This window comes from Bacillus sp. LSHTCR4 (assembly GCF_057197025.1).
In genome coordinates this window covers 119,442-131,091 of the sequence record NZ_JBXUNO010000004.1, presented here as the reverse complement: position 1 = coordinate 131,091, position 11,650 = coordinate 119,442, and the positions used below count along the sequence as shown (strand labels likewise).

General features: G+C 33.2%; 11 protein-coding genes and 3 pseudogenes. 9 read left to right on the top strand and 5 right to left on the bottom strand.

Features of this window, described 5'->3' with window-relative positions; translation table 11 throughout:
- Positions 1 to 5 precede the first annotated feature (5 nt).
- A complete protein-coding gene (locus AC2CGR_RS22945; RefSeq protein WP_484481208.1) occupies positions 6 to 668 on the bottom strand; it encodes a TetR/AcrR family transcriptional regulator in 663 nt (220 codons plus the stop codon).
- A gap of 517 nt (positions 669 to 1,185) precedes the next feature.
- Between AC2CGR_RS22945 and AC2CGR_RS22940 the strand changes: the two genes are divergently transcribed.
- Together AC2CGR_RS22940 and AC2CGR_RS22935 are read left to right on the top strand one after the other, a co-directional pair.
- Entirely contained in the window at positions 1,186 to 2,616 is a 1,431-nt protein-coding gene (locus AC2CGR_RS22940) for an IS4 family transposase (protein ID WP_484481207.1), read from the top strand.
- A 562-nt stretch (positions 2,617 to 3,178) separates the two neighbouring features.
- A pseudogene (locus AC2CGR_RS22935) lies at positions 3,179 to 3,785 on the top strand (TetR/AcrR family transcriptional regulator).
- A gap of 708 nt (positions 3,786 to 4,493) precedes the next feature.
- Here the strand turns inward: AC2CGR_RS22935 and AC2CGR_RS22930 are convergent.
- Positions 4,494 to 4,967: pseudogene (locus AC2CGR_RS22930) on the bottom strand (hypothetical protein); the annotation flags it as partial.
- Between the two features lie 1,863 nt (positions 4,968 to 6,830).
- The gene (locus tag AC2CGR_RS22925; protein ID WP_484481206.1) at positions 6,831 to 6,995 is read right to left on the bottom strand and encodes a hypothetical protein; all 165 of its coding nucleotides are present in this window, start codon (positions 6,993 to 6,995) and stop codon (positions 6,831 to 6,833) included.
- A 102-nt stretch (positions 6,996 to 7,097) separates the two neighbouring features.
- Here AC2CGR_RS22925 and AC2CGR_RS22920 point away from each other — a divergent pair, with 102 nt between their 5' ends.
- The 4 genes from AC2CGR_RS22920 to AC2CGR_RS22905 all read left to right on the top strand — a co-directional run bounded on the left by AC2CGR_RS22920 (position 7,098) and on the right by AC2CGR_RS22905 (position 10,037).
- A complete protein-coding gene (locus tag AC2CGR_RS22920) occupies positions 7,098 to 7,727 on the top strand; it encodes a Holliday junction resolvase RecU (RefSeq protein WP_484481205.1) in 630 nt (209 codons plus the stop codon).
- A gap of 137 nt (positions 7,728 to 7,864) precedes the next feature.
- On the top strand, positions 7,865 to 8,248 hold the full coding sequence (locus tag AC2CGR_RS22915) for an ArpU family phage packaging/lysis transcriptional regulator (RefSeq protein WP_061402357.1): 384 nt from the start codon (positions 7,865 to 7,867) through the stop codon (positions 8,246 to 8,248).
- Between the two features lie 122 nt (positions 8,249 to 8,370).
- Complete coding sequence (locus AC2CGR_RS22910) at positions 8,371 to 8,748, top strand: hypothetical protein (protein ID WP_061402356.1); 378 nt, start codon at positions 8,371 to 8,373, stop codon at positions 8,746 to 8,748.
- A 1,064-nt stretch (positions 8,749 to 9,812) separates the two neighbouring features.
- Positions 9,813 to 10,037 (top strand): hypothetical protein, encoded by a 225-nt coding sequence (locus AC2CGR_RS22905; protein ID WP_484481204.1) that lies wholly within the window; start codon positions 9,813 to 9,815, stop codon positions 10,035 to 10,037.
- Between the two features lie 119 nt (positions 10,038 to 10,156).
- Here the strand turns inward: AC2CGR_RS22905 and AC2CGR_RS22900 are convergent, their stop codons facing one another.
- A complete protein-coding gene (locus tag AC2CGR_RS22900; RefSeq protein ID WP_000376554.1) occupies positions 10,157 to 10,294 on the bottom strand; it encodes a DUF3956 domain-containing protein in 138 nt (45 codons plus the stop codon).
- 268 nt (positions 10,295 to 10,562) lie between these two features.
- On the opposite strand from AC2CGR_RS22900, the gene AC2CGR_RS22895 reads away from it, so the two are divergent.
- The 3 genes and pseudogenes from AC2CGR_RS22895 to AC2CGR_RS22885 form a co-directional block, all read left to right on the top strand.
- On the top strand, positions 10,563 to 10,787 hold the full coding sequence (locus AC2CGR_RS22895) for a hypothetical protein (protein ID WP_484481203.1): 225 nt from the start codon (positions 10,563 to 10,565) through the stop codon (positions 10,785 to 10,787).
- Positions 10,788 to 10,934: 147 nt separating this feature from the next.
- Positions 10,935 to 11,159 carry a hypothetical protein gene (locus AC2CGR_RS22890; protein ID WP_071717203.1) on the top strand — a complete coding sequence of 75 codons (225 nt, stop codon included), beginning with the start codon at positions 10,935 to 10,937 and terminating at the stop codon, positions 11,157 to 11,159.
- Positions 11,125 to 11,325: pseudogene (locus tag AC2CGR_RS22885) on the top strand (N-acetylmuramoyl-L-alanine amidase C-terminal domain-containing protein); the annotation flags it as partial. The gene AC2CGR_RS22890 and the pseudogene AC2CGR_RS22885, both read left to right, overlap by 35 nt.
- A 53-nt stretch (positions 11,326 to 11,378) precedes the next feature.
- Here AC2CGR_RS22885 and AC2CGR_RS22880 read toward each other — a convergent pair.
- On the bottom strand, positions 11,379 to 11,618 hold the full coding sequence (locus tag AC2CGR_RS22880) for a hypothetical protein (RefSeq protein WP_254797786.1): 240 nt from the start codon (positions 11,616 to 11,618) through the stop codon (positions 11,379 to 11,381).
- Positions 11,619 to 11,650 lie beyond the last annotated feature (32 nt).

Sequence of the window (11,650 nt, the reverse complement as noted above, 5' to 3'; positions counted from 1 at the left end):
TTCCTCTATTCTATTTTATCTTTCTGTAATAAAAATCCATTCAAATAGAATTCAAAGGCTTTTATTGCCTCTTCTTCCAAATTAAATTGGAAAGCTTCGAATTCTTGATTTAACGATTGATGATTGAATTCATCTAAATTTGCCATATTCAAAAGCCCGCTGATAATTGCGCTTTGAATGATAAATAAACGACTAGCTTCTTGTGGTATAATATTTTCTATCTTATTAGCAATGGTTTGTCCTAATTGACTAGTTATCTTGTTCAACTCTTTTCTGCCAATCAATGTTTGATTCATATTCGCATGTCCCTCCAACACTGGTTCTCTCAACGCATTAAGACGAACTAAAATAGTGTGTTGTTGAATTAAAATTTTTGTTTCTTCTAGCAATAATTGTTTAAGTTCTGCAATCGTAAGACTCCCTTTATCAGCAATTTTTTGATTCAAAGTCGAAAAGTATTCTTGATAACCCGTCAAAAGCAAGTCCATAAAGATACTCTCTTTCGTTTCGTAGTAATTAAACAGTGTTCCTTTAGCTACACCCGCATTTTTTGCAATCTCAGCCATTGAGATATCGTTAAAAGACTTTGTTTCAAATAAACTTAACGCTGCTTCAGCAATTTTTTTTGATTTTTTAGCTTTTTCTCCAACTGTCATAATATTCACCATATTAATCCCCTCCAAAATTGATTATCGGTAATTTTCACTCCAAAAACACTGTAATCTCCTCTAATTTGACCATCGGTCATTTTTAAAATACCGTACTTTAGATTATTCGTCAATGAAAAACTATTCATTAATTTCATACGAATTTGCTATTAATATACTCATTTAATCTAATTTAAAACCAGTGATATCAGTATGTATGCAGGATATCACTGGTTTTATGAATTTAACATTTCGTTCGTTGTGTAAAACATAATTTTAAATGAATAATATCTGCTAAAAATTAATTTTTACTTAACAATCTTATTGAAAATATTAAATTTATCCAATAATTCATTTTTGTTACAATGTGACATGATTTTTCATAAGTAAAGGTCGGAGGCGAGACTCAACCAAAGAGAAATCTTTGGTCTAATTGAGGTCACCATACATCCTTATCAAACTAAGATAAATTTGTATCCATATAATCAAAAAAACGCTATTCTTTTTGTAGAAACATACAGAAAGGATGGCGTTTTGTATGACTCTATCGATTCATGATGAGTTTCATTTATTCGCTAAAGAACTACAGCGATATCTATCTCCACATATTCTTCAACAACTCGCACAAGAGACAGGTTTTGTAAAACGGAAAAGTAAGTATGGCGCACGAGATTTGGTCGCTTTATGTATTTGGATTAGTCAACACGTAGCAAGCGATTCTCTTACTCGATTATGTAGTCAGCTTTATGTAAATACAGCTACACTTATGAGTCCAGAAGGACTGAATCAACGCTTTAATCCAGCAGCTGTCGCATTTCTTCGAGAAGTGTTTACTTCCCTTCTCACACAAAAACTCTGTTCAAATCACTCACTTTCTGCACATATAATCTCTACTTTCAATCGTATCCGTATTCTAGATGCAACAGTGTTTCAACTACCTGATCAATTCGCTACTGACTATCAAGGTTCAGGTGGGAGTAGTAATACGGCAGGCGTGAAAATTCAATTGGAATATGATTTGCTTAGTGGTCAATTCCTTAACATGCAGCTTGGACCAGGAAAGAATAATGATAAAACATACGGTACCAACTGCCTTAAAACCGTAGAGGCGGGCGATTTATGTTTACGTAATCTTGGTTACTTCGATTTAGGGGACTTGCAAACTATTCATGATAAAGGAGCTTACTATATCTCTCGGTTGAAGCTGAATACACGGATTTATATCAAGAACCCTGAGCCAGAATACTTCAACAACGGCATGTTAAAAAAGCAAACAGAATACATCCAGCTTGATATGACACAAATGCTGTCTGGCCTACCCCCTGGTGAAACGATAGAAATCCAAGAGGCATACATTGGCCAAAATCAGAAACTTCCAGCACGTGTCATTATCCATCGTTTAACTGATGATCAAACGCAAACACGTCTAAAAAATCAAGCGATACGTGAAAAGAAGAAAGGCATTGTCATGAAGGATAAAAGTAAACGTTTAATGGGCATGAATGTGTATATCACGAATACGTCGCTAGAAGAAGTACCGACAAACTGCGTGCATTCATTATATTCACTGCGTTGGCAGATTGAAATTTTATTTGAAACGTGGAAGTCATTCTTTGAAATTGATGAATGCAAAAATATAAAAAGAGAACGCCTAGAGTGCCATTTATATGGACAACTCATCAGCATTCTCCTCTGTTCTTCTACGATGTTTCAAATGCGTCAGTTTCTGCTTGAAAAGAAAAAGCAGGAACTGAGTGAATACAAAGCGATTTATATAATTAAAGATTACTTTCCGTTACTGTTTCAAGCGATAGCTTTTGCCACAGAAGAACTTTTAAAAATTCTGCATCGCCTTTATCAACTGCTCAAAAAGAACGGTCGTAAATGTCATAGGCATAAGAAGATGACCGTCTTTGATATTCTAGGGATTGTGTATAAAACGACAGTGAAGCATAGACAAGCTGCCTAGCGAAAAAATCGCGTTTTAATAGGCTTCTTTAGCATGCTTACTTTTTATCACTTGCTAGTTTTGAAACAAGGATCATTTCGTACCTAATAATTTACTTGGTTAGCTTGATGGGCATGGGGTCTCGCCAGCTAAACGCGAATTTCGTACGTTATCAAGATCGAAAAGTCATTTTTAAAGTTGAGCCAGTGGAATACAAAGGCGGTTCATATTCATTTTTGTGAAATTTTTGTAAATGATTACGAATATAACATTCAACTATTGTGAGTTATATTGCTAACACAATTAATGATAAAAAAATAAAAGGGGCGTATATTGAGATTAAAAAAAACCAATATCCTTTAACTTTTAATTATTCCAATAAAAGGGTAGAGATTAACTATTGAAATAGATAGTCTCTAGCTTTTTTTATTAGTGGGGAGAAAAGGAGTTTATAAGAAGTGCTAAATATTCAATCATTTGTTAAATTGTTATTTAAAATATATAATTAAATTTCATGAAAAATTTGTGATATAAAGCACATAATATTTTTGAAATTCATTAATTTTAATATGAGGTGTACAGAATGGGGAAATCTCGCGAACAAACAATTGAAAATATTTTAGAAGCGGCTAAGAAAAAATTTGGAGAGCGTGGCTATGATGGTACAAGTATCCAAGAAATTGCAAAAGAAGCAAAAGTGAATGTTGCTATGGCTTCGTATTACTTTAACGGTAAAGAGAACCTTTATTTAGAGGTATTCAAAAAATATGGTTTTGCAAAAAAAACTACCAAATTTTCTTGAAGAAACGCAACATAATCCTAAAACTGCTCTAAGACAATATTTAACTTTCTTTATTACACATATAAAACAACATCCTGAAATTGGAACGCTTGCATATGAGGCAATTATCAAAGAAAGTTCACAATTAGAAAAAATAAAACCATATATTATTGGGAATTTTGGACAATTAAAAGAAATCTTATTGGAAGGGAAAGAACAAGGAGTTTTTCATTTCTTTTCGACAAACCATGCGATTTATTGTATTACCTCCATAGTCTTGTTTCCGAAATTCAAAAAGTTTATTGATTCGATGAATCAAAGTGATTCCGACAATATGCAAACAGAGTGGATAACAGATGATCTTGTAAACAGAATTATTTCTTCATTAATACATAATCCTACATTATAAAATATCCCTTATTTAAAAATGAATCTACAACTGATTTAATTTCCCGATTCATGACATCATTAAAAAGTATTTGCAGTTATACCCACTGGTATTTCACATCCTTAATTAATTCATATGGTTAATTATTTTGTAATTAAAAATAATTGTAAGTGTCATCATTTAGAATGTATCGGTATAAAAGTACATAATTCTATTTTAGATGATAAAAAATTAAAAACTGCTAGTGTTATATGTATGTGTTGAATAGTATTAGTTACGTTATAATTTGCAAGTTTATAAATTACATAGGTAGAATTTTTAAACATTTTACATTTCTAAATCAAGTAAAAATCAACACTGACCCACACCTTGGCGGTGGATTCACTCGCTAATTATATAGTACATGGATGAGAAGGAGAGATTATATATCTGTCCTTTTTTATTGGAAAATATATGAGTAGAGTATCTTTAGGAGATTTAAGTAAAACGTCAAACTCCTTTTGTAGATAGCATGAGCTAACCTAATAGGTAGGAATTCATCATTTTGGAACATACTTAATAATAAAAAGCAGTTAGCTGTTGGTTTGGAATAAAGTTTGATCAGAAATATCCCCCAAACCCGTATTTTAAGTTAAACGATAAGAACCCGTTTTGAAAAAAAGATTGATCAAAACGGGTTAAGCCTTTGTGGAATACTATGCAATTTTTATAATAAAGTTTGATCATTTTCTACCGATGATTGTAAACAATTGCGCCCGTTTGCGGTATTATAAATTGTTCCCCCTTTGCCCTTTTTGGCCAAATAAAATTGCTTATGGCAATCAGAAAATCAATACCTAACACAAGTGTCCATAATTTTAGAAACCCGGCCAACACTTCTGTTCGGGAAAAATCGTTAATTAAATAGATTAGGAAGAATAAAATTCCAGCACCTATTAGAAAGGCAAGCACATGTTGTCCCCAACTTTTAAAGTATTGTTTCGCATAATCGATGCCAAATCTTTTAACTGGTTTCAATCCTTGTTTCATCACATAATATTGAAAGCGTATATCAGCCCATTCAATCATACTTCTACCGTATGCGATAGAGATTCCAATATACACAGCAGCAATTGCATGTACTTTGGTAGCAGTTGCACCACGATACAAGTCTACACCCGTAGCAACCAATAAAATTAAATCAATGACAGGTGTCAAGGCTAGGATTTTCTCCTAGCAAAGAGTTACGTCGTACAGAAAGGTGCAAACCTGGTGTTTGCAATTTCATTATATAGCGTTTATCAGGCGGAGAGGTTGAATCATAGCAATCTTTACGTAAGTTTTACATGATATTGAGATTTTTGATAGAGGCCAAATTTAAAATTTGTACAAATAAACAGGGAGTGTGGGGATAATCTTATAGGTAAAAAAAGGCTCAATTCTCAAAAGGGGGAGAGTTGAGCCTGTGGATGTAATTACTAAGTTCTCGGGTTGATGAAAACTAGTAATTAAATAAAATCACCCTAGGGTTAGGGGGTCTAGGGTTTCAAGACTTGGTATATCTCACACGATAATATAAAAAGAATAGAACGTATTGAAGATAACACATGAATGTTTCGTAAATGTATCAAAAAAGTGAACAAAAAGTGATTTTGTAAATCAAGGTAGTCAGCACAGTTCACTAACGGATTGTAAAAAAGAAGCCCTGCAGAAAATGTTACAGGGCTTCATAAAATTGAGCTATGTCGTACTCACAAGAGATTTTAACATGGATTTAGTGGTGAATATATTGGTAAATGTGTCCAATTAATCTAGAGCTGTTATCTTAAAAAAACGCTATTTTAGTTATAGTTTAACAAAAAGGACCCGTTATAAATAGCAGGCCCTTTCCTAAAATGGCAAAGAGTAACTCTTACCTTACTCTTCTACTATAGAATACATCACATTTGATTATTTTTGTATAAAAATGTCTAAATATACAATGTTTCATATCGATATAAGAACACGAAGAAATGAGACTAATAATAGAATGAAAACGCGATTTTAGATAAGAGGCAGATTATATATTTAAAAATAAAATATGCCCTAGTAATCAATGCTAGGGCATAAAAGTTAGTTAGTAAATATCTTCCTAATAATACTATCATATTTTAAGTTTTGAATGTTAGGTATTATAAATGTTATTTGAAAACTTAATAAAAATTTCATTTTTCCATAAATAAAAAGGCAGCTGTTTCCGCAACCACCTTTTTAAAAAACAGAGCAACTTTTTCAGAAATAAAATATGAATGGTTTCTGAAAAGGTTATAGGACACACTCCTATTTTTATAGCCTAAGTGATGAGCGTAATTTATAAGAAAGGAATGACTACATTATATGAAAACTTGTCTATAAAGGTCACAAATAAAAGAACAGCTAGCAAAAGCTAACTGCTCAATACAAGGAGATACAGAGAAAACTAAATGGATTTTGGCATACAGCCTATCAACATTATGGACATAATACTGGGTTTTATTCGAAGGAATTTATGTTTTACAAATTAGATTATAATAGTCGATATTCTCCATATTGACCAGAAAAGAATCAAGAATTCTAGAAAAATTCCAAGTGTTCTTTTCCTAGTTTTTTGAAATTCTTTTACTAAATAGCCAACAGCACAAATTGCTAGAAGAATGAAAAGAATAAGTTCTAGTGTAACTGGCATTTGATCTACTCCTAATTATTTAAAATAATTCAATATATAACGATTATAAGATATTTTTATGGTTAATGGTGAAAAACTAAGCAATTTCTATATAAAAAAAGGTCCTGTTGTCTCCAACAGAACCTCTTCTAAAATGGCAAAGAGTAACTCTTACCTTACTCTTTATTTATATACTACAGGAGTGTTAATGGAAATCCAAGGCTTCTTATATTGAGAAATAAAGAAGAATCATTTTAAATAATTTTATCATTGTTATAAATAAAGGAGCAGTTAGCCAAAACTAACTGCTCATCTCCAAGGGGGAACAAGGAGAAAATCTAATGTCATATACATTATTGACGGAATATTGAGTTTTATTCAGGGGGGTGTACGAATTATGTAGGTTACATGAGAAGTCCTATTAACATCCAGGCTGCTCCGAGCAGAATTAAAGCTTCGAATGTAATCCAAAACTTTCTTTTTTCTGGTTTTTGAAATTCTTTAATTACAGAAAATACAGCACTTATTCCTACAAGAGTGAAAAGGGCAAGTCGAATTGTTTCGGTCATTTGCATCACCACCTAAGATTTGAATAGTTTAATTATATATTAATTACCATTTTATAGAAACTTAATAAAATAATCTTTTTTATTAGAAAGCGAGGAATAAAAATGGGACAAGGAAACCGTGGAATGGCTTTTGAAAAGCTTATCAATCTATCGAATGAAATGTATCAACGTGAGGGAGTGGCGCTTATAAACAAGCATGCAACTCCTGTGAAGGTATTGAAGAGTGTAGGTGGACGAGTATTGAATGGATTCTATGAAGCTAAGAGTACCGTAGACTATGACGGCGTGTATAAGGGACGAGCTATCGCCTTTGAAGCGAAATCTACAGAGAATGCTACACAATTTGATTTAAAGAACATTGCACAGCATCAATTGGATTACTTGGAGAAAACTGAGAAGATGGGAGCGATTTGCTTCTTTCTTATAGATTTTAGTAAGGATAAATCAGTATTCGTTGTACCATTGTCAGTTATTCGATCTTATGTGAGGATGTCTTATCAACCGAAGGGCAAGAAGTCAATTCCAAGAGCAGACTTCGATATTTATGGGTACTTAGTAGAACAAACGGAACGAGCGCCGATTGATTACTTACAATACATAGATGAAACAGTAAATTCAGTTATGTTTGATGGAATGATTCCATTTGATCAGGACCATAAGAAAGTGGCAAATAACATTGAAGCAGCGAAAGAGAAGATGATTAACAATAAACGCAAGTTATTAAAAGCTTAATGGATAACGGAACTATGCAGAGTCGATGGTGGGGGCTACCCGCTATGCATGGTTCCCTTATTCAACAAAGAGATAGTAAAATTTCACGTACCTTATATGAATGTAAAAACTAAAATTCAGAAATAGGGAGATTACAAATGGAGCAATTAGCATTCTTTCCAGAAATCGATGATGAGACATATAAAAAGATTCAAAAAGAAGTGGTGAGTATCCTTAAAGAGTACCGTGCATTAAAGGTGCGTTTTGAAAATGAGACAGAGCAAGAACAGGAGGGGATTAGCTTGTTTCCAGAAATACGTAATACAAGGCGTGTGAGTAATATTAAGTTTAAGCAAATAGATAAGGCTTTACAAAACGTTCTTGATTATGACGAAGCTGAAATAATTAAGATGAAGTACTTAAATGGTGAGAAGCTAAAAGATAGTTTTATATACCAAGAGTTATCAATTAAAAGAGATCATTTCTACAATAAGAAAAAGAATGCAATTCGATTGATTGCCACTTCGTTGGGGATGATTTGATTATTATATTTCTATTAATAACCAAAAATAATAAAAAATATGCAATTATTCATATTTAACCAAATTTAAAAGTTATTTCTATATAATGATATTTGTAGTTAACAAATTTTGGGGGTTTTAAAATGAAAAAATTAGGGAAAACACTTCTAACAGGTATTGTTTTATCAAGCGGACTTCTTTTTGGTACTTCTGATGCATTTGCAATGGATTCGAAAAGCGCTACTGACAGTATCCATTTTAGTACTGATTCTAATAGCTATGGTTGGGGTGCTACATCTATTGATGTAGACGGATATGTACCTTATCGTAATAGTTTAATTGAATTAGTTAGAAAAGACGGAACTGTTGTACAACGTCATGATATTGGTGCAGGCCATTTCTTTAAACAATTGCCACTAGGCGGTGTTTCGCCTGGATTATATGATGTAGTTGTAACATCAGATACGGGTGGCTGGCATGGAAAAGGCGAATTAAAAGGTTACTTAAGAGTAAAATTATAATCGCTTTTTATAAGGCATATAGTTTGAAGGAGAAGGCAAGATCATTATTAAATGGTCCTGCCTTTTTTTATTTGTCAATCGTCGACAAAATCCCGATAAAAAAGGGGACTAAATAGAGGGAATTTTGATAATGAAATCAACGGTATTCTTAATGTACAGGCCCTTTGACAACCGCATATCGAAGAGGATTAGTACACCTATTAGTGAATTCTTATGCGAGAATGTCACGGTAACGTATACCGCATAGTAGGGCGGGCAAGGCGGTACGGACCCGCGTTAAGGGTGATAAGATTCCCTTAAATGATTAACAATGACATATTCCAGTGTGGCGGGTGTAAGATAACTCGCATTCGTCATGCTGTTTCTAATTTGTATCAATCGATCAGTACAGAATCCACCTTCTGTATTGAATATTGATATAAAATTCAATATTCCTGTTATGTTGATTTCTAAGAATGGGGATGGTTTTCATGATTGAATGAATGCCGTTCTAAAAATCTAAAACAGTATACGTATCTCGTACATTAGTAATTACTCACGATTCTTATTAATGACCAAAACGAGGGCAAAGAGTTCCACTCTTTGTTTGAGCTAATACAGCGGAAACATTCCCCTTCCGTCCCTCTAGTGTATCGGTTCAAACAAGGCGTCGGAAGAAACACATACGTCTTGATATAAATCCTTTATAATTCGATATTGGCCAGCAAAGGTGAAAATGACATTAAGTAGCTGAAGTATTGAGCCAGCTCTACGGAGTATAAACGAGAAGATTTTTAGTCTTCTCCCAGTCACCGAACACAGGGCGTGTAGCCATACTAGTTGATGCGGTGGCTTGGAGAAGGTTGAGAGTAATTAGCATCCGTAAGGGGTGCTTTTTTCTTTGTTATATAGAAATTACACATTAAACGTGAAGTTGAACAAAATGGACATTTGAATAGAAAACTTATCCATCCTTAAAATAACCTTAATTTAACTATGGATTTAATAATACCTAAAAAATAAATGGTATAATTTTCTAAATAAGTTCAAATTAAGTTTATTTTAGAAAAGGAGGTAGAGGGAAAATGTTTCAGAAGCTTAAATTTTATTTAATGAGCATATTAATTAGTGCATTTTTAGGTGGAATTATCATAGGGGCTAATTTCTTGGTTCATAACATATATAATTTAGTTGCAGGTAAAGAATATCATTTTAATATGTGGTCTTCTATTATTATATTTAGTGTCGTATTCATTTCGGGTTTCGCGTACTTGTTGAAGAAAGGACCAGATATACTTGTTAATGATTAAACCAATAGCAATTATCGTAGGCGCTGCCGTGATCTGGGTGGCGTCTTGTTTGTTGTTAAGGAAAGATAAGGGAGAAATAAAAAAAGAGAGCTAATGCCCTCTTTTTTGGGGTGTGGTAATTAATCGCAGATTGGTATTCCGAGAACTCTTAGAGCTAATGCTACTTGAAGAGAAATCTCTAATCTAGCAATTTCAATACCAGCTACTGAGAGAACTAAAAAAGGTTGTCCATTTACAAACACAACGCAACTATCCATGGTTACGCCTCCTTTCTAGTAATCTACTATAGTATATGAATGAAACGATAATATGTAATAGTTAAATTAATTGATTTAATAGAATTGATAGATTAGCCCATTTAAACAAAACAAATGAACACAACGATTGAAAATAGAGGGGGAGATAGACTCGCAAATTGAAATATTATTAGTCTAAAACACAAAACATAGACTAGTAAACAAGCTGTTTTCCCTTTTTAATCATAAAATATGATGAATTCTATTTTTAGAGGAGGGAATCATATCTATGGGATGGAATAATAATTTTGGGCATTCTCGAGATCGTAATAACTTTTGGGATGATCTAGTATTTTGCGGATGCGGTCGTAGACGTAGAAGAAACGATTTTAACGATTGTCATTGTAGACGTGACTGTGATTGTGATGAGTGTCGTCGCAGACGTAATCATGACCGCGACCACGATCGTGAACATAATCATGATCATAATCATGGTGATCATCGAGATTGGTAAAATATTTTGAAAGAGTGCACATCTTAATCGCACTCTTTTTTATTATGTTTTTATGAATACTTATTAACTCGAAGGATACAGTTTCAATTTGATTTAACATCTGACAGAATGAACGAACACAACGAACAAAAATAGAGGTGAAGAATCATGAACTCTAACGTTACATTTTCCATGCAAATGAATGGCGAAAGCAAAGATGCTACGGCTTATGTTAGTGGTATTGCAAATATATTTGCATTTCTGTTAGCTAACGCAGATAGACATATAGTTGATAAGTTGATAGCTCAAGTTGACATAGAAGAGAAGATGTTCATCGAAGCTATTTTAGCAGGATTAAAACATCATTCAATCAGGGGCTTTCTCACCGTATGAAACTCCTGACGTTACGGGGGCGTTAACTTCCTTAAAAATGACTGCTAAATTCATTTTAGAACCTAATGGATTAACATACTTTATTTCTGATCCAACTTCAGATGCTCAATTAAATGCAATGAAAGAATACCTTGGCCGTAAAGGTTGGTGGTATGAGATTAAATAAAACAAAAGAATAGTTTGATTAGCAAAAATAAGAGCTGTCCTGTTGGGCGGCTCTTATTTTATATTTTTATGGTAATAATCATGATCATCCTTATCTCCACCAATACCATCCCCATCAAAATCTTCCGTGTAAGGATTATTGTTGTATTCTTCAGTATCGGTGTCGCCAAAGAAAGCGCTGAGCATCCCAAATATCCCAAAACCAATAAGTAAGATTATTACTAATAAACACCCTGACCCTAAGAACATGGTAAAATTATCTCCATTTTCTGTCGGCTTAGTTTTGCTGTCCAAAAGTAGTCCCCCATCCCAAAATTGTTAAATTT

Excerpts from the sequence above, each read along its gene's own strand:
- AC2CGR_RS22945 (WP_484481208.1), bottom strand. The coding sequence starts at position 668 with ATGGTGAATATTATGACAGTTGGAGAAAAAGCTAAAAAATCAAAAAAA.
- AC2CGR_RS22940 (WP_484481207.1), top strand. The coding sequence starts at position 1,186 with ATGACTCTATCGATTCATGATGAGTTTCATTTATTCGCTAAAGAACTA.
- AC2CGR_RS22925 (WP_484481206.1), bottom strand. The coding sequence starts at position 6,995 with ATGACCGAAACAATTCGACTTGCCCTTTTCACTCTTGTAGGAATAAGT.
- AC2CGR_RS22920 (WP_484481205.1), top strand. The coding sequence starts at position 7,098 with ATGGGACAAGGAAACCGTGGAATGGCTTTTGAAAAGCTTATCAATCTA.
- AC2CGR_RS22915 (WP_061402357.1), top strand. The coding sequence starts at position 7,865 with ATGGAGCAATTAGCATTCTTTCCAGAAATCGATGATGAGACATATAAA.
- AC2CGR_RS22910 (WP_061402356.1), top strand. The coding sequence starts at position 8,371 with ATGAAAAAATTAGGGAAAACACTTCTAACAGGTATTGTTTTATCAAGC.
- AC2CGR_RS22905 (WP_484481204.1), top strand. The coding sequence starts at position 9,813 with ATGTTTCAGAAGCTTAAATTTTATTTAATGAGCATATTAATTAGTGCA.
- AC2CGR_RS22900 (WP_000376554.1), bottom strand. The coding sequence starts at position 10,294 with ATGGATAGTTGCGTTGTGTTTGTAAATGGACAACCTTTTTTAGTTCTC.
- AC2CGR_RS22895 (WP_484481203.1), top strand. The coding sequence starts at position 10,563 with ATGGGATGGAATAATAATTTTGGGCATTCTCGAGATCGTAATAACTTT.
- AC2CGR_RS22890 (WP_071717203.1), top strand. The coding sequence starts at position 10,935 with ATGAACTCTAACGTTACATTTTCCATGCAAATGAATGGCGAAAGCAAA.